The following is a 20,081-nucleotide window of genomic DNA, read 5'->3' on the forward strand; positions in this document are numbered from 1 at the left end:
CGATGCTGAACCTTGCCGAATACCGTCAGCGGCCCGCCTTGCTGGCCGACTGGCTGCCATGGGCCGGACTGGTGGCACCGGGCGTCGTGCTGAACAAGGACGGCAGTTTCCAGCGCACGGCGCGCTTTCGTGGCCCCGACCTCGACAGCGCCACGCAGGGCGAACTGATCGCCACCTCGGCGCGGCTCAATAACGCGCTGCGGCGGTTGGGCTCTGGCTGGGCGCTGTTCGTAGAGGCCGAGCGGCGGCCTGCTGCTGACTATCCGCATTCCGAGTTCCCCGAGCCGCTGTCCTGGCTGGTGGACGAGGAGCGCCGCGCCGCCTTCGAAGACTCGGGCAACCACTACGAGAGCAGCTACCACCTGACACTGGTGTATCTGCCACCCGAGGAATCGCGTGCCCGTGCCGCCGGTCTGCTGTACGAGAACCGTCCGGCCGAGGGCGTGGACTGGCGCGAACGCCTTGCCGCCTTCACTGCTGAAACTGATCGCATCTTCGACCTGCTCGATGACGTGATGCCGGAGATCGCATGGCTGGATGACGGCCAGACGCTGACCTACATGCATTCGACCATCTCGACGCGGCGCTACCGCGTGGGCGTGCCCGAGGTGCCGTTCCATATCGACGCGCTGCTGACCGATTCCGCGCTCATCGGCGGCCTGGCGCCGATGCTGGGCGACCAGCACCTGCGCGTGGCCACGGTGCGGGGGTTCCCGACCGCGACCTGGCCGGGGATTCTGGACGACCTCAACCGCCTCGGCTTTGGCTACCGCTGGAGTACGCGCTTTCTCTGCTTGGACAAAGCCGATGCGGAAAAAGAACTTGTCCGCCTGCGCCGCCAATGGTTTGCCAAGCGCAAGAACGTGGTGGCGCTGCTGCGTGAAACCATCTTCCAGCAGGAAAGCCCGCTGGTCGACACTGACGCCAGCAACAAGGCGGCCGACGCCGATACCGCCTTGCAGGAGCTGGGCGGCGATCAAGTCGCCTTCGGCTACCTCACCGCCACGGTGACGGTGCTCGATGCCGACCCGGCCTTGGCCAACGAGAAGCTGCGCATGGTGGAGCGCGTCATCCAGGGCCGGGGCTTCGTGACCATTCCCGAAACGCTCAATGCCGTGGATGCGTGGCTGTCCTCGATCCCTGGCAACGCCTACGCCAATGTCCGCCAGCCCATTGTCTCGACGCTGAACCTGGCGCACATGATGCCGGTGTCCGCCGTGTGGGCGGGCCAGGAACGCAACCGCCATCTGGACGGCCCGCCCCTGATCGTTACCCGCACCGACGGATCGACGCCTTTTCGCCTGGTCACGCACATCGGCGACGTGGGCAACACGTTGGTCGTGGGGCCGATCGGCATGGGCAAGTCGGTGCTGCTGGCGGCGATGGCCTTGCAATTCCGCCGTTACCCCGGCTCGCGCATCTTCGCCTTCGACATGGGCCGCTCGATCCGCGCCACCATCTTGGGCCTGGGTGGCGAGCATTACGACCTGGGGCCGGATGGCGGCATCGCGTTCCAACCGCTGGCCCGGATCGACCGCGAAGGCTGGCGCACGTGGGCTGCCGAGTGGATCGAAGGGCGGCTGGTACACGAAGGCGTGGCGGTCGGACCGCCCGAACGCGAAGCGGTCTGGTCTGCCCTCGGCAGTCTGGCCGGAGCGCCCCTTGAGCAGCGCACGATGACCGGCCTGTCGGTGCTGCTGCAATCGAATGCGCTGCGCCAGGCACTCGCGCCCTACGTGCTCGGCGGCGCCCACGGCAAGCTGCTGGACGCCGACCTCGACCGGCTGGGCAGTGCCGACGTGCAGGCTTTCGAGATGGAGGAACTGATGGGCAGCCGTGCCGCAGTGATGGCCGTGCTGCGCTACCTGTTCGCGCGCTTCGAGGAACGGCTGGATGGGGCGCCAACGCTGCTGATCCTCGACGAGTCCTGGCTGTTCCTCGATGACCCGGTGTTCGCCGCTCGCATCCGCCAGTGGCTCAAGACGCTGCGCAAGAAGAACGTCTCCATCATCTTCGCCACGCAGTCGCTCGCGGACGTGAAGGACTCGGCCATCGCGCCAGCCATCATCGAGAGCTGCGCCAGCCGCATCTTCCTGCCGAACCCGCAGGCGGCCGAGCCGCAGATCCGCACGATCTACGAAGGCTTCGGCCTCAACAGGCGGCAGATCGAAATCATCTCCACCGCGCAGCCCAAGCGCGACTACTACTACCAATCCCGTCTTGGCAACCGGCTGTTCGACCTCGACTTGGGGCCGGCCATGCTCGCCTTCGCGGGTGCGTCCATGCCGCAGGACCAGCGCGCCATCGATGAGGTTCTTGGCCGCGTGCTGCCGCAGGCTGGCGTGTCCGGCTTCGCCGGTGCATGGCTGCGCCATCGCGGCCTTGATTGGGCGGCCGACCTGCTGTCCTCGTTCCCCGGCCTCGCGCCAGTTCCCTCTCGTTTCACTGATCCCCTACAGGAGAACCTGCCATGAAGCTTCATGCCCCCAAACTCGCTGCCCTGGCCATGGCTTGCACGCTGGCCTTCGGCGCTGTGCAGCCTGCCCATGCCTTCCTCGGCGGTGGCCGGATCGTGTTTGATCCCACCAACTATGTCCAAAACACGCTGACCGCTGTGCGCACGCTGGAGCAGATCAACAACCAAGTCCGGCAGTTGCAGAACGAGGCGCAGATGCTCATCAACCAGGCGCGCAACCTGGCGAGCCTGCCGTTCAACGTGGTCAGCCAGCTGCGCAGCAATCTGGCGACCACCCAAAGGCTGATCGCCCAGGCCAGGGGCCTGGCCTACGACGTGGCGAACCTCGATCGGGAGTTCGCGCGCCTGTACCCCGAGCAGTACGCAGCCACCGTGAGTGGCGACCAGATGTACCGCGATACGCAGGAGCGCTGGAAGAACACCCTCAACGGCCTGCAGACCACCATGCAGATGCAGGCCCAGGCTTCGCAGAACCTGGGCGAAGACGAAAGCGTGCTGGCCGATCTGGTGGGCCAGAGCCAGTCGGCGGTTGGCGCGCTGCAGGCGATGCAGGCCATGAACCAGTTGCTGGCCTTGCAGGCCAAGCAATCGATCCAGTCGCAGCGCCTTCAGATCACGCAGGACCGCGCCGCCTCGCTGGAACTGGCGCGGCAGGCGGCTGCTACCGAGCGCGGGCGCGAAGTGACGCGGCGCTTCCTGGGTAGCGGCACGCCGTACACGCCCCAGACCGTGAACTTCTACGGCAACTGACGCGCCGCCATGAACGACGTGACGGTCATCGACCGCTTCCTCGACACGTTCTCGCGCTACATCGACTCGGGTTTCGGGTTGCTGCACGGCGAGGTGGCGTTCCTGACCGCCACGCTGATCGTCATCGACATGACCATCGCGGGCCTGTTCTGGGCGATGGGGCATGCCACGGGTCAGGGCGAGGACGTGATCGCCAAGCTGATCCGCAAGGTGCTCTACGTGGGCGCCTTCGCCTACATCATCGGCAACTTCAACACGCTGGCGGGGATCGTGTTCCGGTCCTTCGCTGGCCTGGGTCTACAAGCCAGCGGCTCCGGCCTGAGCATGGGCAGCTTTCTGCAACCGGGGCGGTTGGCGAAGACGGGCATCGATGCCGCAGCGCCGATCCTCACGCAGATCGGCGAGATGGCCGGCTTCCCCGAGGTGTTCGCCCATATCGCGCCTATCGTGGTGCTGTTCATCGCCTGGCTGATCGTCATCCTGTGCTTCTTCGTGCTGGCGGTGCAGCTCTTCGTGACACTGATCGAGTTCAAGCTGACCACGCTGGCGGGCTTCGTGCTGGTGCCGTTCGCGCTCTGGAACAAGACCGCGTTCCTGGCCGAGAAGGTGCTGGGCAACGTGGTGGCCTCGGGCATCAAGGTCCTGGTGCTGGCGGTGATCGTAGGCATTGGCACGGGGCTGTTCGCCGAGTTCACGGTGCACCCCGCCGAGCCGTCCATCGACCATGCGCTGGTCGTGATGCTGGCCTCGCTCGCGCTGCTGGCGCTGGGCATCTTCGGGCCAGGGATCGCCACGGGGCTGGTGTCGGGGGCGCCGCAGTTGGGCGCGGGTGCAATGGCCGGCGCGGCACTGGGCGCGGCGGGTGCAGGTGTCGCCGTGGGCGCTGCCGCCATGAGCGCGGGCAGAGCGGTAGCTGCTGGGGCGCGCATGGCGCCGGCGGCCGCCACGTTGGCCGGCAGTGGCGCACGTGCAGCCACGGCGGCGGCCAGCGGCGCCAAGTCGGCATTCCAGGCCGGCTCCGCCGCTGCGGGTGGCGGGGTCAGGGGCGCAATGGTCGGCATGGGCAACGTCGCCAAGTCTGGAGCGCAGGCCGCCGGGCGGCGCGTCGCGTCCGGCGCTTCCGCCGCTGCACAAAAGATGACCACCGCCTTCAGTGCCGGATGGGACGGTACTAGCGCCGACACGGGCACCGCTGGCGGGGCTGCACCCGCTGGCGCTGCCGACATGAACAAGCAGGAGCAACCCGCCTGGGCCAAGCGCCTGCACCGCAGGCAGCAGCTCACCCACGCTGCGACGACCGCCGCGCACACGCTGCGCGGGGGCGATGGCGGCGGTTCGGGGCAAGGCCCGAGCCTGCGTGATTCCGATTCTTGATCTTCAAGGAGAACTCCCATGCGATTCAAACGACCGCAGGTGCGCTATGCCGACACGCCGCAGCCTGCCACGCCGTACCAAGCCGCCGGCCAGGTCTGGGACGAGCGCATCGGCTCGCCGCGTGTGCAGGCCAGGAACTGGCGGCTGATGGCCTTCGGTTGCCTGCTGCTGGCGCTGCTGATGGCCGGCGGGCTGCTGTGGCGCTCGGCACAGTCCATCGTTACGCCCTACGTCATCGAGGTGGACAACGCGGGCCAGGTGCGCGCCGTCGGCGAAGCCGCCACGCCGTACCGGCCCAGCGATGCGCAGATCGCGTACCACCTGGGCCGCTTCATTGGCCTGGTGCGCTCGCTGTCCATAGACCCCATCGTCGTGCGGCAGAGCTGGCTGGATGCCTACGACTACGCCACGGACAAGGGCGCCGTGGTGCTCAACGAGTACGCGCGGGTCAATGACCCGTTCGCGCGCATCGGCAAGGAGTCGGTGACGGTGCAGATCACGAGCGTGACCCGCGCGAGCGACACGTCGTTCAACGTGCGCTGGACGGAGACGCGCTTCGTCAACGGCGCGCTGGACCGCACCGAACGGTGGAATGCCGTGATGTCCATCGTGCAACAGACGCCGCGCACCGAACAGCGCCTGCGCAAGAACCCCCTGGGCATCTACGTCAACGGGTTGTCGTGGAGCCGCGAACTGGAAGGAAACGAAGGAGCAAAGCCATGAATGCAGTTTTCCGTAAATCCGTATTGCCGGTGATCCTGCTGGCATCGGCTGTCCTGTTCGTGGGCTGCGCCACACAGGGCAAGCCGCCGCCGGTGATCGCTCTCGATGAGCCTGTGCAGGCGCAGCCGCTGCCGGAGCCGCCCGCGCCGGTAGAGGTGGTCACGGTGCCCGAGCCGCTGGCCCTGCCGGCGCAGTTGAAGCCGTTGTCCAAGGTGGATGCGGCCCCGGCCGTGCCGGAGCCGGCTGACGAGAAGGTGCGCGTCTCGCGCGCCAATGCCGAGGCGCGCGTCGCGCCGACGCGCGAGGGCTACGTGAACGCGATCCAGGTCTGGCCCTACAGCGACGGCGCGCTGTACCAAGTCTATGCGGCCGTGGGCCGCGTGACGGTAGTGTCGCTGCAACCGGGCGAGGAACTGGTCACAATGGCGGCGGGTGACACGGTGCGCTGGATCGTGGGGGATACGTCCAGCGGCAGCGGCGATGCGCTACGCGTCAACGTGATGGTCAAGCCGATCCGCTCCGGCCTCAAGACCAATCTGGTCATCACGACCAGCCGGCGCACCTACCTGCTGGAGCTGACCTCGACAGAGAAGGCGTGGATGGCGTCTGTGTCCTGGGAGTATCCGAAGGACAAGATGCTGGCGCTCCAGCGCCAGGCGCAGGCGGCCAGTGCCGCCGCGCCCGTCGATACCGGCTTGTCGCTGGAGAAGATCCGCTTCCGCTACGCGGTGTCGGGCAGCAATCCGCCGTGGAAACCACTGCGGGCCTTCGACGATGGCGAGAAGGTCTATATCCAGTTCCCCGCTGGCATCGCCCAAGGCGAACTGCCGCCGCTGTTCGTGATCGGCGCACAAGGCGACGGGCAGCTGGTGAACTACCGTTTTCGCTCGCCGTACTACATCGTGGATCGGCTGTTCGGCGCGGCCGAACTGCGCCTGGGCGGTGACAAGGGCGACGTGGTGCGGATCGAGCGCACGGATGGCGTAGTGGGCGTGACGCGGAGGAACTGATCATGAGCCAGGACGACACCTCCGGCCTTGCCGCGCCCTCGGCGGGCAAGGTCGCGCCCGAGGCGGTGGCGCTGCGCGCGCAGCCGCGCCCGATCACGCGTCTGAACCGGCGCACGCTGGCCATCCTTGCCGGCGGCCTGTCGGCCGCTGTGCTTGGCGCCACGATCTGGTCATTGCAGCCGCACCGGCGCGGCGCGGGCGAGCAGACCGAGCTTTACAACGTGGATCGCGTCTCGAAGTCCGAAGGGCTGGACGGCTTGCCCGCCGACTACTCGAAACTGCCTGCGAAGGTGCCGGAGCTGGGGCCTCCGCTGCCGGGCGATCTCGGGCCGGCCATCGTGCAATCACAGCAGCCGGTGACGCCAGCCTATGCACCGCCGGGCCACGACCCGGCCGACGCTCTGCGCAAGGAGGCCGATGCGGCTGCGGGTTCGTCGGTGTTCTTCCGCTCGGGCGGACAGAAAGCCGCTGCGCCCGTGCAGGCCGCCACGGCAGGCCCGGCATCCGCCTTGGCGGCCTTCGATCCGCTCGCCGCTGGACCGGCCTCGACGGCGGCCCAGCCCACGGACCCGACTGCCGCGCAGAACCGGCAGGACCAGAAAGAGGCGTTCCTGAAAGGCGGCTCTACGGAAACCTGGAATTCCGGGAATCTGCAAATGCCGTCCTCGCCGTACCAGGTGATGGCCGGAACGGTGATCGCGGGCGCGCTGATGACGGGCATCAAGTCCGACCTGCCGGGCGATGTGATCGCCACGGTGACGGAGCCGGTCTATGACTCGGCCACAGGCAAATTCCTGCTGATCCCGCAGGGGGCTCGCATCCTGGGCCGCTACAACAGCCAGGTGAGCTACGGGCAGAGCCGGGTTCAAGTCGTGTGGAAACGGATCATCCTGCCTGACACGTCCTCGCTGACGCTCGACAACCTCGTGGGCACCGATCCTGCCGGCTACGCCGGGCTGGAGGATGGTGTGGACTGGCATTGGGGTCGTATCTTTGCGGGCGCGGTGCTGACGACGCTCCTGGGCGTCGGTGCCGAGCTGGCTGCGCCGGAGAACCGGCAGGATGGCAACCGCATCGTGATTGCCGGGCGCGACAGCGCACAGGACAGCATCAACCAGATCGGACAGGAGATCACCCGACGCAACATGAACATCCAGCCGACGCTGACCGAGCGGCCAGGCCTGCCGGTGCGGATCATCGTGAACCGCGATCTGGTGCTGCGCCCGTACCAGCCTTTGTTCTTCAACCGGGGGGCAATACGATGAGCACTGCCAGGAAGCTGCGCCTGGGGCCGCTGCCCCGCCAAGAGGTCACGAAGCTGACCTTCGCCTGCCCGGTCGGCCTCAAGAACGACCTCGACCGCTACGCCACACTGCACGCGCAGGCGTATGGCGAGGCGGTGGACGCGGCCACACTGATTCCTCACATGCTGGAGGCGTTCATGGCAGGGGATCGAGGATTCAGAAAACGAACGACGGCCAAGACCGCACCGCCGAAACAGCCCTGATGACCCGGCCCTCGGACCCGACGAAAGCGCAGCCCACGGGCTGCGCTTTCGCTTGTGGACGTGGATGTCGGCAGGCCGGAACTACGATGACGATGCGATCTTGCCCGCTGCGATGCCCCTGCGTTTGCCACCGCAAGGCGCCCATGTGGCACCTAGCTCAAAAGGAGGCAAGAGCACACGGCGGCCAGTATCTGATCTAACCTATTGACCCATAAGACTTTTTGCGCCGCTACAAGTCTGCATCAAAGGCTTGACGACGGACATTTTTCGTTTAAGGTGCGCTCTTTTCTCCGAGCCATCCTGATGTTTCACCCCTTCTCACCATGCGCCTTCGCCTTCTGCGCCGCCGACTGACGATCAGCGCCCCGAGGGTGGCCATCCGCAGTGCCTTGCCCTGGCCCCTTCGCTGGCTGGCCCTGGCCGTGGTTTTTGGTTTCTGTGCGGCAGTAGCCCTCTGGGCCTTTGAGTTTGGAAAGTCCATCGCAGGGCTGGATACCGTCTCCCGTGACGAACTCCTGCAATTGCGGGCGGAAGTGGATCGCCTGCGGGCTGAGGGGCAAGAGCAACAGACGGTAGCCCATACGGCGGAGAGTCTTCTGGTGGCCGAGCGGGCTGCCAAGGAAAGCCTGATGGCGCAGGTTCGGCAGCTGGAGACCGACAACCGCACGCTGCGCGAAGACCTGGGGTTCTTTGAAAAGCTGATTCCCGCCGCAAAGGCCGAAGGGCTGACGATCCGTAGTCTGCAGGCCGAGGTGCTGGGGGGAATGCAGCTGCGCTGGCAGGTACTGGTGATCCAGGCGACGCGCAATGCCCCCGAATTCAATGGCCGGCTGGAACTGGTGCTGACGGGCACCCAGGATGGCAAGCCCTGGACCCAGACCCAGCCAGCCCAGGGACAGCCGCTGCAGGTCAAGCAGTACCGGCGCATTGAGGGTGTGCTCGATCTGCCCCCCAGCGCCGTGGTAAAAACCGTGACCGCGCGCGTGCTGGAGGGCTCTGCGGTTCGCGCCGTGCAGGCGATGACCATCGACTAGTCCGGCGGCAGGGTTGGGAAGGCCCCTCCGGGGAGCCTCATCCAGCCTGCTGCAAGGCCCCATGCAGCCCTGCGCCGGTCGTTGTGGCAGGCAGGGGTGATGTGTGCGGGGCTTCGCGCCGTAGCCGTTTTCCGTGGGCTTTCTGCCCCGTCGTTTTCCGTTTGTATGCTCCGGGTTGGAGCATGCGCATTGAGGAGTTTTCACCCATGTTTTCCCGCAAGAAGCAGCCACCGATCAAAAGCCTGATCGCCCAGGGCACCCGGATCGAGGGAGATGTGCACTTTGCCGAAGGCATGCGCATTGATGGCGAGGTGGTGGGGGACATCCGTGCGGGTTCGGAGCAGCCCAGCATCCTGGTGATTTCCGAGACGGCGCGCGTGGAGGGGGCGGTGCATGCCGACCATGTGATCGTCAATGGCCAGGTGGTGGGGCCTGTGCACGCTGCCGAACTGCTGGAGCTGCAGCCCAAGGCGAAGATCACCGGCAATGTGCACTACAAGGCGCTGGAGATGCACCAGGGCGCCGTGATTGCCGGGCAGATGTGCCCGGTGGCTGTGCTGGTGGAGGAAAAGCCCCCACTGAAGTTAGCGTCAAACGGGCAGTGAACTGAATTCCCGAGAAGACTGCAGTACTATTCACCGCAAACTTTGAACCCGGAGTACCCCATGAGCGCTGTTGCCGAAAACATCCAGACCGAAATGCCTGCCCCCATCCTGTTTACGGACAGCGCGGCGGCCAAGGTGGCGGACCTGATTGCCGAAGAGGGCAACCCTGACCTGAAACTGCGCGTTTTTGTGCAAGGTGGCGGTTGCTCGGGTTTTCAGTACGGCTTCACCTTTGATGAAATCACCAATGAAGACGACACCACCATGACGAAGAACGGTGTGTCGCTGTTGATCGATGCCATGAGCTACCAATACCTTGTCGGCGCCGAGATCGACTACAAGGAAGACCTGCAAGGGGCTCAGTTCGTTATCAAGAACCCCAATGCCACAACCACCTGCGGCTGTGGCTCAAGCTTCTCTGCCTGACACGGAGAGGGTAGGGGTCAGGTGGTGCACACCGCTCTGTACCTGACCACGTAGCCGCCCGCATGGGCGGCTTTTGTTTTTTCAGGCTGGGTAAACAGCGCCCAGCACACGGGCTCCCGCAGCGCCGGTCACACTGGCCAGGTTCCCGGGCCGTCCGTGCAGCGCCTGCCGTGCCAGCCAGGCAAAGGCCGCCGCCTCCACCTGCAATGCGGGCAGGCCCAGGGTATCGGTGGCGGTGACCTGCACGCCAGGGCAGGCTGCCTGCAGCCGTGCCATCAAATGGGCATTGAGTGCGCCACCGCCGCACACGGCCATGATTTCGCCATTATTTTTATAGCTATTGGCGCTAATTGAGCAAGCGCTGGCGGTGTATTCAGTCAAAGTGGCTTGTACATCGACCGGGTTCGCTTTTTCGAAAGGTTGCAGGTGGTGTGCGAGCCATGCGGGGTTGAACAGATCGCGCCCCGTGCTCTTGGGGGGTGGCTTGTGCAAAAAGGGTTCGTCCAGCAGCGATGCCAGCAACTCCGGCAGCACCTTTCCGCTGGCAGCCCACGCGCCTCCTGCGTCGAAAGCCTGGCCGGTGTGCCGTTGGCACCAGTAGTCCATCAGCGCGTTGCCGGGGCCGCAGTCAAAGCCCAGCACACTGCCGTCGGCGCCCAGCACGCTGAGGTTGGAGATGCCGCCGATGTTGAGCACCAGCACGGTTTCACCCGCGCGGCCAAAAACCCCCTGGTGAAACGCTGGCACCAGGGGTGCACCCTGTCCACCTGCCGCCACGTCACGGCTGCGGAAATCGGCCACCACGGTGATGCCGGTGCGCTCCGCCAGCAGGGCTGGGTTGCCCAGCTGCAGGGTGTAGCCCGTGCCATCAAATTCCTGGGGGCGGTGGCGCACCGTCTGCCCGTGGGCGCCGATGGCGCGGATGGAAGAGCCAGCCAGGCCGCTCTGTTCGAGCAGCGTCTGCACCACCTGCGCATACGCCTGTGACAAGGCGTTGCCCGCCAGCGCGGCGCGGTGCAGTTCGTCAATGCCCGAGGTGTTGAGGGCCATCAGTTCGGCCCGCAGTTCGGGCGCGAAGGGCGCGCTGGCATGGTGGGTGACCACGCAGTGCGAGCCGGAAAAATCGGCCAGCACCCCGTCGATGCCATCGAGCGAGGTGCCCGACATCAGGCCGATGTACAGCTCGGATGCACTCACAGGAGCCGTGTGGACTGTGAAGGCGTGGACGGAAGAGCCTCAGGTCCAGGGGCCTCAAAGCCCAGGCAAGCGGCGCGGCTAAGGCCTGTGGCTGCCGCGCAAGGGCCGCCGCGCCGCGTATGCGGCGCTTCGCTTGCGTGCGCTGGCGGCGTCCCCCCGTGGGGGGAAGGCGCGAAGCGACTCAGGGGGGGCTTCACTTCACTCTGCGCTGGCTTGCTCGATCCGTGCAGCGGCCGACAGCTGGATGCGCATGTTGGCAGCCAGGCGGTCAAACGCAGGGCGCGAAGCCGCTGAGACTGGCGCTGCGGCCTCGCTCTGGGCCACGATGGTCTGCGGATCCTGGTGTACGCCGTTGACGCGGAACTCAAAGTGCAGGTGCGGGCCGGTGGCCCAGCCTGTGGCGCCCACGGCGCCCAGGGTCTGGCCTTGTTCGACCGACTGTCCCTGGCGCACGTCGATGCGGCTCAGGTGAGCATACACGGTGACGTGCTGATTGCGGTGCTTGACGAAGACCACATTGCCAAAACCGTTCTGCACGCCTGCAAACTCCACCACGCCATCGCCCACGGTGCGCACTGCGGTGCCGGTGGGCGCGGCGAAGTCGGTGCCCAGGTGGGCGCGCCAGGTCTTCAGGATGGGGTGCAGGCGCATCTTGAAGCCGCTGGTCACGCGCGAGAACTCCACCGGGGATGTGAGGTACGCGCGGCGCATGCTTTCGCCGTCCAGCGTGTAGTAGGCGCCCTTGGCCGCACCGGGTTCCTGGAACCAGACGGCCTCATGGGTCTTGCCGTTATTCACGAACTCGGCGCTCAGAACGCGGCCACTGGACAGGGGCTCGCCATCGGCTTCCAGCGTTTCGTACACCACCGAGAAGCGGTCGCCCTTACGCAGGGAGCGGCGAAAGTCAATGTTGCCCGAGAACAGCTCGGCCATCTGCACGGCCACGGCGTCGGGGATGTTGGACGCATCGGTGGCGGCAAACAGCGAGCTGTGGATGATGCCGCCCGCCAGCCGACTGTTGGTCGTCATCTTGGCGGTTTCGATGCGCGTCGCAAACTTGTTGTCGCCCGTGCGCTCGACGATCAGGCGGCGGAAGTTACCACTGTCGTCCGGCACCCAGCGCACCGTCAGGCGAATCAGGCGGTGGTCGTCGGTGGTTTCTGCCGACACGATCCGGCCGGTGCGGCCCAGCACATTTTGTCGCACAGGAGTGTCACCACGCATGAATGCAGCGGCGGCCGGGTCGGCCACGCCCATGCGCTGCAGCAGCGACTCGGGGGTGTCGCTGGAGCGCACCTGCTCGGAGCGGAACAGCGAAAAGCCCGGGGCTTCCAGCTCGCCCAGCACGAGGTTTTCTGCCAGCGATTCAACGGGGTAGCTCACCATGCGCACCGGCAGCTCGGCCGGGTCCGGCGCAAAGGACGCCACAGCGAATGCGCCGCCACCACCCGTCAGCAGGATGGCTGCGACGGCGGTGGTGATGCGTTTGGGATGTTGTTGGATCGTGCGGGACAGCCGGTCAAGCAAAGCCGAGCTGGCGGTGGTCAAGCCGTGAATCAATGGTCTATCCCCAGGGTGAGAGTGAATCCGTGACACTTCCCCGGCGCTGGCGCGGGGCAAGGCATGGAGCACAGACTGTCAGGCTGCAGCCGTTCGACAGAATGGTCAAAAACAGGTCGAAACAGCGGTCCCACTAGAATCCGCCTCAAGCAATGTGGGCTGAAGTATAGCGGTGCATGCTGTCTAGACATCCCAAAAAACCCTTATGAATCAATCTGCTGTTACAACAACCCCGGTCTCTGATGGTGTAAGACAGGCCCTCGAAATCTCCCTGCGTGGCGTGCAAGAGCTGCTGCCGCAGGACGAATGGGTCAAGAAGCTGGCGCGCTCGGAGGCCACAGGCCAGCCGCTGCGCATCAAACTCGGGCTCGATCCCACGGCTCCCGACATCCACATCGGCCACACGGTGGTGCTGAACAAGATGCGGCAATTGCAAGATCTGGGCCACCAGGTGATTTTCCTGATCGGGGACTTCACCAGCCTGATCGGCGACCCCTCGGGCCGCAACAGCACGCGCCCGCCGCTCACGCCCGAGCAGATCAAGGTGAACGCCGAGACCTATTACAAGCAGGCCAGCATGGTGCTGGACCCGGCCAAGACCGAGATTCGCTACAACAGCGAGTGGAGCGAACCCCTGGGTGCTAGCGGCATGATCCAGCTGGCTTCCCGCTATACCGTGGCGCGCATGATGGAGCGTGACGATTTCCACAAGCGCTTCACCACCGGCCAGTCCATTGCGGTGCACGAGTTTCTGTACCCGCTGATGCAGGGCTACGACTCGGTGGCCCTGAAAAGCGATCTGGAGCTGGGTGGCACGGACCAGAAGTTCAACCTGCTCATGGGGCGCCATCTGCAGCAGGAATATGGCCAGGAGCCGCAGTGTGTGCTCACCATGCCGCTGCTGGTGGGTCTCGATGGCGTGGACAAGATGTCCAAGTCCAAGAACAACTACATCGGCATTACCGAAGACGCCAACACCATGTTCGCCAAGGTGCTGTCCATCAGCGACACCCTGATGTGGGACTGGTACACGCTGTTGTCGTTCAAGAGCCTGGCCGAGATCGCCGTACTCAAGGCCGAGGTGGAGGGCGGGCGCAACCCCAAGGATGCCAAGGTGATGCTGGCCAAGGAGATCACCACGCGCTTCCACAGCGCGGCTGCGGCCGATGCGGCCGAGCAGGATTTCATCAACCGCAGCAAGGGCGGCGTGCCGGATGACATCCCCGAACTTAGCCTGTCCGGCGCACCGCTGGGCATTGGAGCGCTGCTCAAGCAGGCCAACCTGGCGCCCTCGGGCAGTGAGGCCAACCGCCTCATCGACGGCGGCGGCGTGCGTGTGGATGGCAGCGTGGTCAGCGACAAGGGCTTGAAGCTGGCTGCGGGCACCTACGTGGTGCAGGTGGGCAAGCGCAAGTTCGCAAGAGTGACTTTGTCCTGATTTTTAAGTCAGATTGGCTGTCAGCGCTTGTCGAATAAGCGCTGGCAGCTATAAAAATTGAAGCGCTGAAGCCGCAAGGCTCAGCGCTTTCTTCATCAGGCCCCGTCCAGGTTGTCGTTCAAATCCGGATCGGGCACATCGCCAATTGCCTGGCGGGTGGCCTCGGCCTGCACCTGCAGCCAGGCGCAGAAGGCCTTGATCTCCGGCCGCTGCGCGCTGCGTGGCCCCACCATGAGCCAATAGGCCAGCGGCGAGTCGATGCGGTGGCCGGGCAGCACCTCCACCAGGTCGCCAGCGGCCAGCGCATCGGCAATCAGCGGCATGCGCGCCAGTGCCAGGCCCTGGCCGGCCAGCGCGGCCTGCACGATCTGGTGGGCGTAGTTGAAGTACAGCCAACGCTGGGGTTGCAGCTTGGTCAGGTCGCGCGTGTCGAACCAGCGGCGCCAGCTCAGGTACTCCAGGTAGTGCGTGCGATGGGCGTCGCCTGCCTCGATCAGGGTGAACTGCGCCACGTCGGCCGGCGTGCGCAGCGGTTTGCCGCTTTTGAGCAGCCAGGGGCTGGCCACCACGGCCAGTTGCTCGCCAAACAGGCGGATGCCGCCTTGCGTGGCGCCGGCGGGCATGGCGTAGCGCAGGGCCAGGTCCACGTCCGAGGTTTCCAGATCGACCTGCACGTCGCTCGCATCAATGCGGATGTCGATGCCCGGGTTGTCGCGCTGGAACTCCTCCATGCGCGGGATCAGCCACATCGATGCAAAGCTGGCCCAGGTGGTGATGGCCACGCTGCGGCGCCCGGCCGTCTGGCGCACCAGTCGCACGGCCGCGTCCATGCGCTCCAGCGCCGGGCCCACGGCACGCTGCAACTGCGCGCCCGCGCTGGTCAGCTCCACCGCGCGGGTGTGGCGCAGAAACAGGGGCACGCCCACTTCTTCCTCCAGCGCCTGGATCTGGCGGCTTACGGCCGACTGGGTGAGCGCCAGTTCGTCGGCGGCGGCGCGGAAGTTCAGGTGTTTGGCCACAGCGAGAAAGGCGCGCCAGTGCCCGGTGGCCACGGGGCGGGTGCGAAGGACGGCGGGGGAATATTCGGCAGAGGCCATGGCAGGTGTCCTGGAGGGCGATTCATGCGTTGACGGAATGAATAGCGTACCGCGTTTTCATTGGACTGTGTACGGTGGAAGGCGCACCATTCAGGCTCCTCAACACGTTTTACTGAAGCCAAGGAGCCTGTCATGTCCCCCCGCAACGTTCTGGAATCGCAACAATCCGTCCACGCCGCCCTGGCTGGCCGTCGTGCGGCCGGTTGCTGGAAACTGGCCACAGGCCGGGCCTTGTCACTGCGGCCGCACACCCATGGTGTATTGCAGATTGCGCAGGGGCAGGTCTGGCTCACCCTGAGCGGGTCTTTGGCGGATTTGCCGGGTGCGGCGGCCGATCATGTGCTGCGGGCTGGGGAGCAATTGACCATTGCGCCGGGCCAGCATGTGGTGATGGAAGCCTGGAACCCCCGGGGCCACGCTGAGGCCGTGGCTTTCCGTTGGGACAGCGTGGTGGCACCCGCCACGGCGCAGCCCGCCAGCCTGGCCGCCCGCGACTGGGAATGTGGCGTGGTGCAGCCGCTGCGCGACCTGGTGCAGGCACTGGGCCAAGGCGGGCGCGCCCTGGGTGCGGCGCTGGCCGATGTGACGGGTGCAGGCGGCCGGTTTGCCGCCGGTCTGGCCCGGTTTGCTCTGCATCGGATAGCAGCACCGCTACAGCGCAAGCCCGCTTGAAGCGTATATGCAGGAAAAGCATCAATAGGTGCCGTGCTTTTCATTGGACGTTGTTCTGCAAGCCGCGCACCATACGGTCTTATTAGGGTTTACCCGGAGAATACCATGACAACCTCTCACGCTCTTCATCTGTTTGCATCTTCCCGCGCGCTGGGCGCGGTCGCTGGTAGCACCGGCAACGTGGCAGCGGGCGCTGCTGTCACGCTGGCACCCAAGGTTGCAATGACTTTGCGCATTGCCGAAGGCCAGGCCTGGGTCACGCTGGGCAAGGGCCTGGGCGACAGCAGCGACCTGTTCCTGTGCGCTGGGCAGTCGCTGCCTGTGGCCGCGGGCCAGTCTGTGGTGGTCGAGCCGCTGAACGGCCGCCGTCTGCAGTACCGCTGGGGCGATGGCGATGCCGCCAGTGCCCGCCCCGCATCCTGGTGGCGCCGTGCGTCCGTTGGCAACGGGGCTCCCGCCTGGGGCGATGCCTGCTGCGCCTGACCTGATCTGAGGCGCTCGGTCGCCTCGGTTTGGGCGTGGAGTTAGAGTCAAAAGAGCTGCTGGCGCTTGTCCATCAAGCGGCAGCAGCTCTTTTTTTGATAGCGAATGGGACAAGCACCAGGCCGTCAGCGCGGGCCTTCCCCCAACAGCCCGATCAGCTGGGTCTGTAGCGTCGTCAGCAGCTCGTCCGACAACGCGGGCTGCGCCGCAGCGGTGGCTCGGGCCAGCACCAGCCCGCCGACCATCGTGGCCAGGACTTGCATGGCGCGTGCTCGGTCTTGTGGCGGTATGGGGGCGCTACCCGCCCCGGCACTGCTGTCGACCAACAACTGGGCAAACCGCTGGATGTTGCGCTCGATGCCCTCGGCAAACACTTCCGACAGCCCACCGCCCGCCCGCGCGGCGTCCACCGCCAGCGCGGCGACGGGGCAGCCGGTGCCCGGCGCGTCGCGGTGCTGGGGCGAGAGGTAGCGCTGGATGCGCTCGCCCACGGTGGTGTGGGGTGTGGCGCCTTCCAGCGGGGTCATCGACCAGTCAAACGCCCGCGCACACGCCTCCTGCACCAGCGCGTCCTTGGAGGCGAAATGCCGGTACAGCCCGCCATGGGTGAGCCCGGCATCGCGCGTGATGTCGGCCACGCCCACGCCGGTCAGCCCCCGCTCGCGGTACAGGCGGGAGGCTGCGTCCAGGATGCCCTGCCGGTTCTCTGCGGCCTGTGCTTTGGAAACCTTCATGGAGCCTCTTATTGATTGCGAGCGTACGCAAAAAGCGGTTGTGCCTTTATGATGATGGTTGCAATCATAAAGGCGCGTGCCCTTTCCGCGCGTCGCTGCAGCGTCCCAGAACCGGTTCTTGGTGCTGCGCCCAATTTGTCTGATGAGGTGAATGCATGAAAAAAATGATCCCTGGCGGCCGTGGTGCCCAGGTGTGGAGTGGTGTGTGCCGCGACAAGGCGGTGGCCTGATGCGGCGCGTTGTGGTCACGGGCATGGGCCTGGTGTCGCCGCTGGGCTGCGGCGTGGAACTGGTCTGGCAGCGCCTGCTGGCCGGGCGCTCGGGCCTCTCACGCCTGCCGGACGCGGTCACGGACGGCATTGCCGCCAAGGTGGCGGGGCAGGTGCCGGATGTGGCGCAAGACCCCGAAGGCGGCTGGGATGTGGACGCCGTCGTCTCGTCCAAGGACCAGCGCAAGATGGACCGCTTCATCCCCTTTGCGCTGGGCGCGGCGCAGCAGGCGCTGGCGCAGGCCGGCTGGCCGCCTGTTGATGAGCGTGCGCGCGAGCGCACGGCCACGGTGATCGCTTCGGGCATTGGCGGCTTTGGCGCGATTGCCGAGGCGGTGCGCACCACCGACACGCGCGGCCCGCAGCGCCTGTCGCCGTTCACGGTGCCCTCCTTCCTCGTCAATCTGGCCGCAGGGCAGGTGTCGATTCGCCATGGCCTCAAGGGGCCGCTGGGAGCGCCGGTCACCGCGTGCGCCGCCAGCGTGCAGGCGATTGGCGATGCCGCGCGCCTGATCCGCAGCGGCGAGGCCGATGTGGCCCTGTGCGGCGGTAGCGAGGCGGCCATTGACCGCGTGAGCCTGGGCGGCTTTGCGGCGGCCAAGGCGCTCGGCACGGCGTTCAATGACACCCCCGAGCAGGCATCGCGCCCCTTCGATGCGCAGCGCGACGGCTTTGTGATGGGCGAGGGCGCGGGCATGCTGGTGATCGAGGCGCTGGACCATGCCATCGCGCGCGGCGCCACGCCGCTGGCCGAGCTGGTGGGCTACGGCACGTCGGCCGACGCGTACCACATCACCTCCGGCCCCGAAGACGGTGACGGCGCAGCGCGCAGCATGCTGGCAGCGCTGGCGCAGGCAGGCCTCACGGCGCAGGACGTGCAGCATCTGAACGCCCACGCCACGTCCACCGGCGTGGGTGACCGGGGCGAGCTGGCGGCCATTCGCCGTGTGTTTGGCGCGGGGTCACAGGTGGCCATCAGCTCTACCAAGTCGGCCACGGGCCATCTGCTGGGGGCGGCGGGCGCGGTGGCCGCCATCTTCACGACGCTGGCGCTGCGCGACCAGGTGGTGCCGGGCACGCTGAACCTGCACACGCCCGATGCGTTGGCCGAGGGGCTGGACCTGGTGGCGTTGCGCCCCCGGCCCATGGCGCTCTCCCACGCCATGCTCAACGGGTTTGGTTTTGGCGGCGTGAACGCCACGCTGGTCCTGCGGCGCTGGCCCGTCGCCGCTTGATGTCTGGTGCCTGCCCCGTGCTGTGGGGGAGCGATCTCAGTGGACGAGTTCGCCCCGCACGGCTTCGAAGGCGGCCAGGGCTGCTTCCCCATCCAATTTCTCCATGCGGGCGAGTGCATCCTCGTCTTCCACGGTGCTGAATGCCAGACTGAAGTGTTGAAAACGCCGGCCCGCCAGCGGGCCGTGGTGCAGCACCTCGACGTTGACATGGCGGGGGTCGTTGCGGATGCGTTCGATGAGTTTGAGCACCGCCTTCTGCGGACCTTCGAGCTGCTGGCAAAAACGCTGGCCGTCAAAAATCAGCAATCCCGTCACGTCCAGCTCCGCGTTGACCTGGCGCGCTCGCCCGGCAATCTCGGCCACCACGCTCAGCGGTTGCTCGGGGGCGAGGGTGCTCACGTAGAGGACCTCGTAAAGGGCGGGGGATACGTTCATAAGTGAGGCCCAATGTAGGGGGCACACGGCGGTTGCACAATGTCAAAAGACATAGATGTAACTGCTGCGCCACCCGGCGCGTTGTGGTGCTGTCGCCAAATGTGAATCGATGAGAATTGCGCCACCATGAACGCCACCCTGCCCGCCCATGTCTGCCCCCCAACGTGCCACGATTGCAGATTGCGCAAGACCGGCGCCTTCACCGCCGTGAAGCCCGAGGTGCTGGACTTCATTGAAGGCTTTCGCACCGACAGCCTGGCCGTGGAAGCAGGCGGCGCGCTGGTGCGCGAAAACCAGACCAACGCCAAGCTGTTCACGCTGTATTCGGGCTGGGCCTTTCGCTACAAGACCATGAGCGACGGGCGCCGCCAGATCCTCAATTTTTTGCTGCCTGGCGACCTGGTGGGCCTGCAGCAGGAGTTTGGCGATGTCTCCACCCATGGCATCGAGGCGCTGACCGATTGTTCGCTGTGTGTGTTCCAGAACGACAGCCTGTGGGCGCTGTTTCGCGAGCACCCGCGCCTGGGCTACGACATCACCTGGCTGTCGGCCCACGAAGAAGGCCATGTGGACGACAACCTGCTTACCGCCGGCCGCCGCAACGCCACCGAGCGCGTGGCCATGCTGCTCATGCACCTGTACCGACGGCTTGACCGCATCGGGCTGGTGGAGGACGGCACAGTGGCGTTCCCGCTCAACCAGCAGCACATTGCCGACGCCCTGGGGCTGTCGCTGGTGCACACCAACAAGACGCTGCGGCGCCTGTCGCTGCTGGGCCTGCACGAGCTGAAGAACGGCCGCCTGCGCCTGCTCAACACCCGGGCTCTTGCGCGCATCGCCGAGTACTACGACACGCCGCCCCGGCTGATGCCGCTGCTGTAAACGCTGTCTGCTGCGGCAGAAATCTGAGAGAAATGGCCTCTAGCGCCTGATAGATAACCGCAAATAGCTACTGTTTTAATAGCTTTTTGCGCCCAGCGGGCTGCAGCCGATAATCCACGCCATGCCCGCGCGCCGGGCTTTTGCAGCGCCCACCCATCTCCTCTTTCATGACCT

Annotated in this window: 20 protein-coding genes; 15 read left to right on the top strand and 5 right to left on the bottom strand. The window is 66.1% G+C overall.

Annotation, left to right across the window (positions count from 1 at the left end; genetic code table 11):
- Positions 1-2: 2 nt before the first annotated feature.
- The 10 genes from trbE to erpA all read left to right on the top strand — a co-directional run bounded on the left by trbE (position 3) and on the right by erpA (position 9,905).
- On the top strand, positions 3-2,474 hold the full coding sequence (gene trbE, locus ACSQ22_RS23895) for a conjugal transfer protein TrbE (protein ID WP_008905751.1): 2,472 nt from the start codon (positions 3-5) through the stop codon (positions 2,472-2,474).
- On the top strand, positions 2,471-3,226 hold the full coding sequence (gene trbJ, locus ACSQ22_RS23900; protein ID WP_008905752.1) for a P-type conjugative transfer protein TrbJ: 756 nt from the start codon (positions 2,471-2,473) through the stop codon (positions 3,224-3,226). Before trbE ends, trbJ begins: the two co-directional genes overlap by 4 nt.
- Before the next feature lie 9 nt (positions 3,227-3,235).
- Complete coding sequence (gene trbL, locus ACSQ22_RS23905) at positions 3,236-4,600, top strand: P-type conjugative transfer protein TrbL (protein ID WP_008905753.1); 1,365 nt, start codon at positions 3,236-3,238, stop codon at positions 4,598-4,600.
- An 18-nt stretch (positions 4,601-4,618) separates the two neighbouring features.
- Entirely contained in the window at positions 4,619-5,323 is a 705-nt protein-coding gene (gene trbF, locus ACSQ22_RS23910; RefSeq protein ID WP_008905754.1) for a conjugal transfer protein TrbF, read from the top strand.
- Positions 5,320-6,333, top strand: coding sequence for a P-type conjugative transfer protein TrbG (trbG, locus tag ACSQ22_RS23915; protein WP_008905755.1), 1,014 nt, complete (start codon positions 5,320-5,322; stop codon positions 6,331-6,333). The genes trbF and trbG overlap by 4 nt, the downstream gene beginning before the upstream one ends.
- Positions 6,334-6,335: 2 nt before the next feature.
- Complete coding sequence (locus tag ACSQ22_RS23920) at positions 6,336-7,598, top strand: TrbI/VirB10 family protein (RefSeq protein WP_008905756.1); 1,263 nt, start codon at positions 6,336-6,338, stop codon at positions 7,596-7,598.
- Positions 7,595-7,840: a DUF2274 domain-containing protein gene (locus ACSQ22_RS23925; RefSeq protein WP_296336625.1), complete on the top strand. Its 246-nt coding sequence runs from the start codon at positions 7,595-7,597 to the stop codon at positions 7,838-7,840. The genes ACSQ22_RS23920 and ACSQ22_RS23925 overlap by 4 nt, the downstream gene beginning before the upstream one ends.
- Before the next feature lie 323 nt (positions 7,841-8,163).
- Positions 8,164-8,874 (top strand): DUF6776 family protein, encoded by a 711-nt coding sequence (locus ACSQ22_RS23930; protein ID WP_436131754.1) that lies wholly within the window; start codon positions 8,164-8,166, stop codon positions 8,872-8,874.
- A gap of 206 nt (positions 8,875-9,080) precedes the next feature.
- Complete coding sequence (locus ACSQ22_RS23935) at positions 9,081-9,479, top strand: bactofilin family protein (protein ID WP_055394679.1); 399 nt, start codon at positions 9,081-9,083, stop codon at positions 9,477-9,479.
- Between the two features lie 60 nt (positions 9,480-9,539).
- A complete protein-coding gene (erpA, locus tag ACSQ22_RS23940; RefSeq protein WP_008907234.1) occupies positions 9,540-9,905 on the top strand; it encodes an iron-sulfur cluster insertion protein ErpA in 366 nt (121 codons plus the stop codon).
- A gap of 81 nt (positions 9,906-9,986) precedes the next feature.
- Here the strand turns inward: erpA and ACSQ22_RS23945 are convergent, their stop codons facing one another.
- Positions 9,987-11,102 carry an anhydro-N-acetylmuramic acid kinase gene (locus ACSQ22_RS23945; RefSeq protein ID WP_436131755.1) on the bottom strand — a complete coding sequence of 372 codons (1,116 nt, stop codon included), beginning with the start codon at positions 11,100-11,102 and terminating at the stop codon, positions 9,987-9,989.
- 198 nt (positions 11,103-11,300) lie between these two features.
- Complete coding sequence (locus ACSQ22_RS23950) at positions 11,301-12,662, bottom strand: peptidoglycan DD-metalloendopeptidase family protein (RefSeq protein ID WP_436131756.1); 1,362 nt, start codon at positions 12,660-12,662, stop codon at positions 11,301-11,303.
- Between the two features lie 205 nt (positions 12,663-12,867).
- On the opposite strand from ACSQ22_RS23950, the gene tyrS reads away from it, so the two are divergent.
- Positions 12,868-14,100 (top strand): tyrosine--tRNA ligase, encoded by a 1,233-nt coding sequence (gene tyrS, locus ACSQ22_RS23955; protein ID WP_436131757.1) that lies wholly within the window; start codon positions 12,868-12,870, stop codon positions 14,098-14,100.
- Positions 14,101-14,195: 95 nt separating this feature from the next.
- Here the strand turns inward: tyrS and ACSQ22_RS23960 are convergent, their stop codons facing one another.
- The gene (locus tag ACSQ22_RS23960) at positions 14,196-15,197 is read right to left on the bottom strand and encodes a LysR substrate-binding domain-containing protein (protein WP_121421221.1); all 1,002 of its coding nucleotides are present in this window, start codon (positions 15,195-15,197) and stop codon (positions 14,196-14,198) included.
- A 132-nt stretch (positions 15,198-15,329) separates the two neighbouring features.
- On the opposite strand from ACSQ22_RS23960, the gene ACSQ22_RS23965 reads away from it, so the two are divergent.
- Together ACSQ22_RS23965 and ACSQ22_RS23970 are read left to right on the top strand one after the other, a co-directional pair.
- Positions 15,330-15,869, top strand: a complete 540-nt coding sequence (locus ACSQ22_RS23965; protein ID WP_395456352.1) for a DUF2917 domain-containing protein — start codon at positions 15,330-15,332, stop codon at positions 15,867-15,869.
- A gap of 105 nt (positions 15,870-15,974) precedes the next feature.
- Positions 15,975-16,352 (top strand): DUF2917 domain-containing protein, encoded by a 378-nt coding sequence (locus ACSQ22_RS23970; RefSeq protein ID WP_436131758.1) that lies wholly within the window; start codon positions 15,975-15,977, stop codon positions 16,350-16,352.
- A gap of 125 nt (positions 16,353-16,477) precedes the next feature.
- Here ACSQ22_RS23970 and ACSQ22_RS23975 read toward each other — a convergent pair whose 3' ends face one another.
- Complete coding sequence (locus tag ACSQ22_RS23975) at positions 16,478-17,086, bottom strand: TetR/AcrR family transcriptional regulator (protein ID WP_436131759.1); 609 nt, start codon at positions 17,084-17,086, stop codon at positions 16,478-16,480.
- A gap of 229 nt (positions 17,087-17,315) precedes the next feature.
- On the opposite strand from ACSQ22_RS23975, the gene fabF reads away from it, so the two are divergent.
- Positions 17,316-18,590 carry a beta-ketoacyl-ACP synthase II gene (fabF, locus tag ACSQ22_RS23980; protein ID WP_436131761.1) on the top strand — a complete coding sequence of 425 codons (1,275 nt, stop codon included), beginning with the start codon at positions 17,316-17,318 and terminating at the stop codon, positions 18,588-18,590.
- A 36-nt stretch (positions 18,591-18,626) separates the two neighbouring features.
- Here fabF and ACSQ22_RS23985 read toward each other — a convergent pair whose 3' ends face one another.
- Complete coding sequence (locus ACSQ22_RS23985) at positions 18,627-19,025, bottom strand: BLUF domain-containing protein (protein WP_121508511.1); 399 nt, start codon at positions 19,023-19,025, stop codon at positions 18,627-18,629.
- A 126-nt stretch (positions 19,026-19,151) separates the two neighbouring features.
- Here ACSQ22_RS23985 and ACSQ22_RS23990 point away from each other — a divergent pair, with 126 nt between their 5' ends.
- Positions 19,152-19,907 (top strand): Crp/Fnr family transcriptional regulator, encoded by a 756-nt coding sequence (locus ACSQ22_RS23990; protein ID WP_121421217.1) that lies wholly within the window; start codon positions 19,152-19,154, stop codon positions 19,905-19,907.
- The last annotated feature ends 174 nt before the right edge of the window (positions 19,908-20,081 follow it).

Origin of the sequence: Acidovorax sp. LjRoot38 (genome assembly GCF_964252975.1) — a bacterium.
In the GTDB taxonomy this organism is placed as follows: Bacteria; Pseudomonadota; Gammaproteobacteria; order Burkholderiales; family Burkholderiaceae_C; genus Acidovorax; species Acidovorax facilis.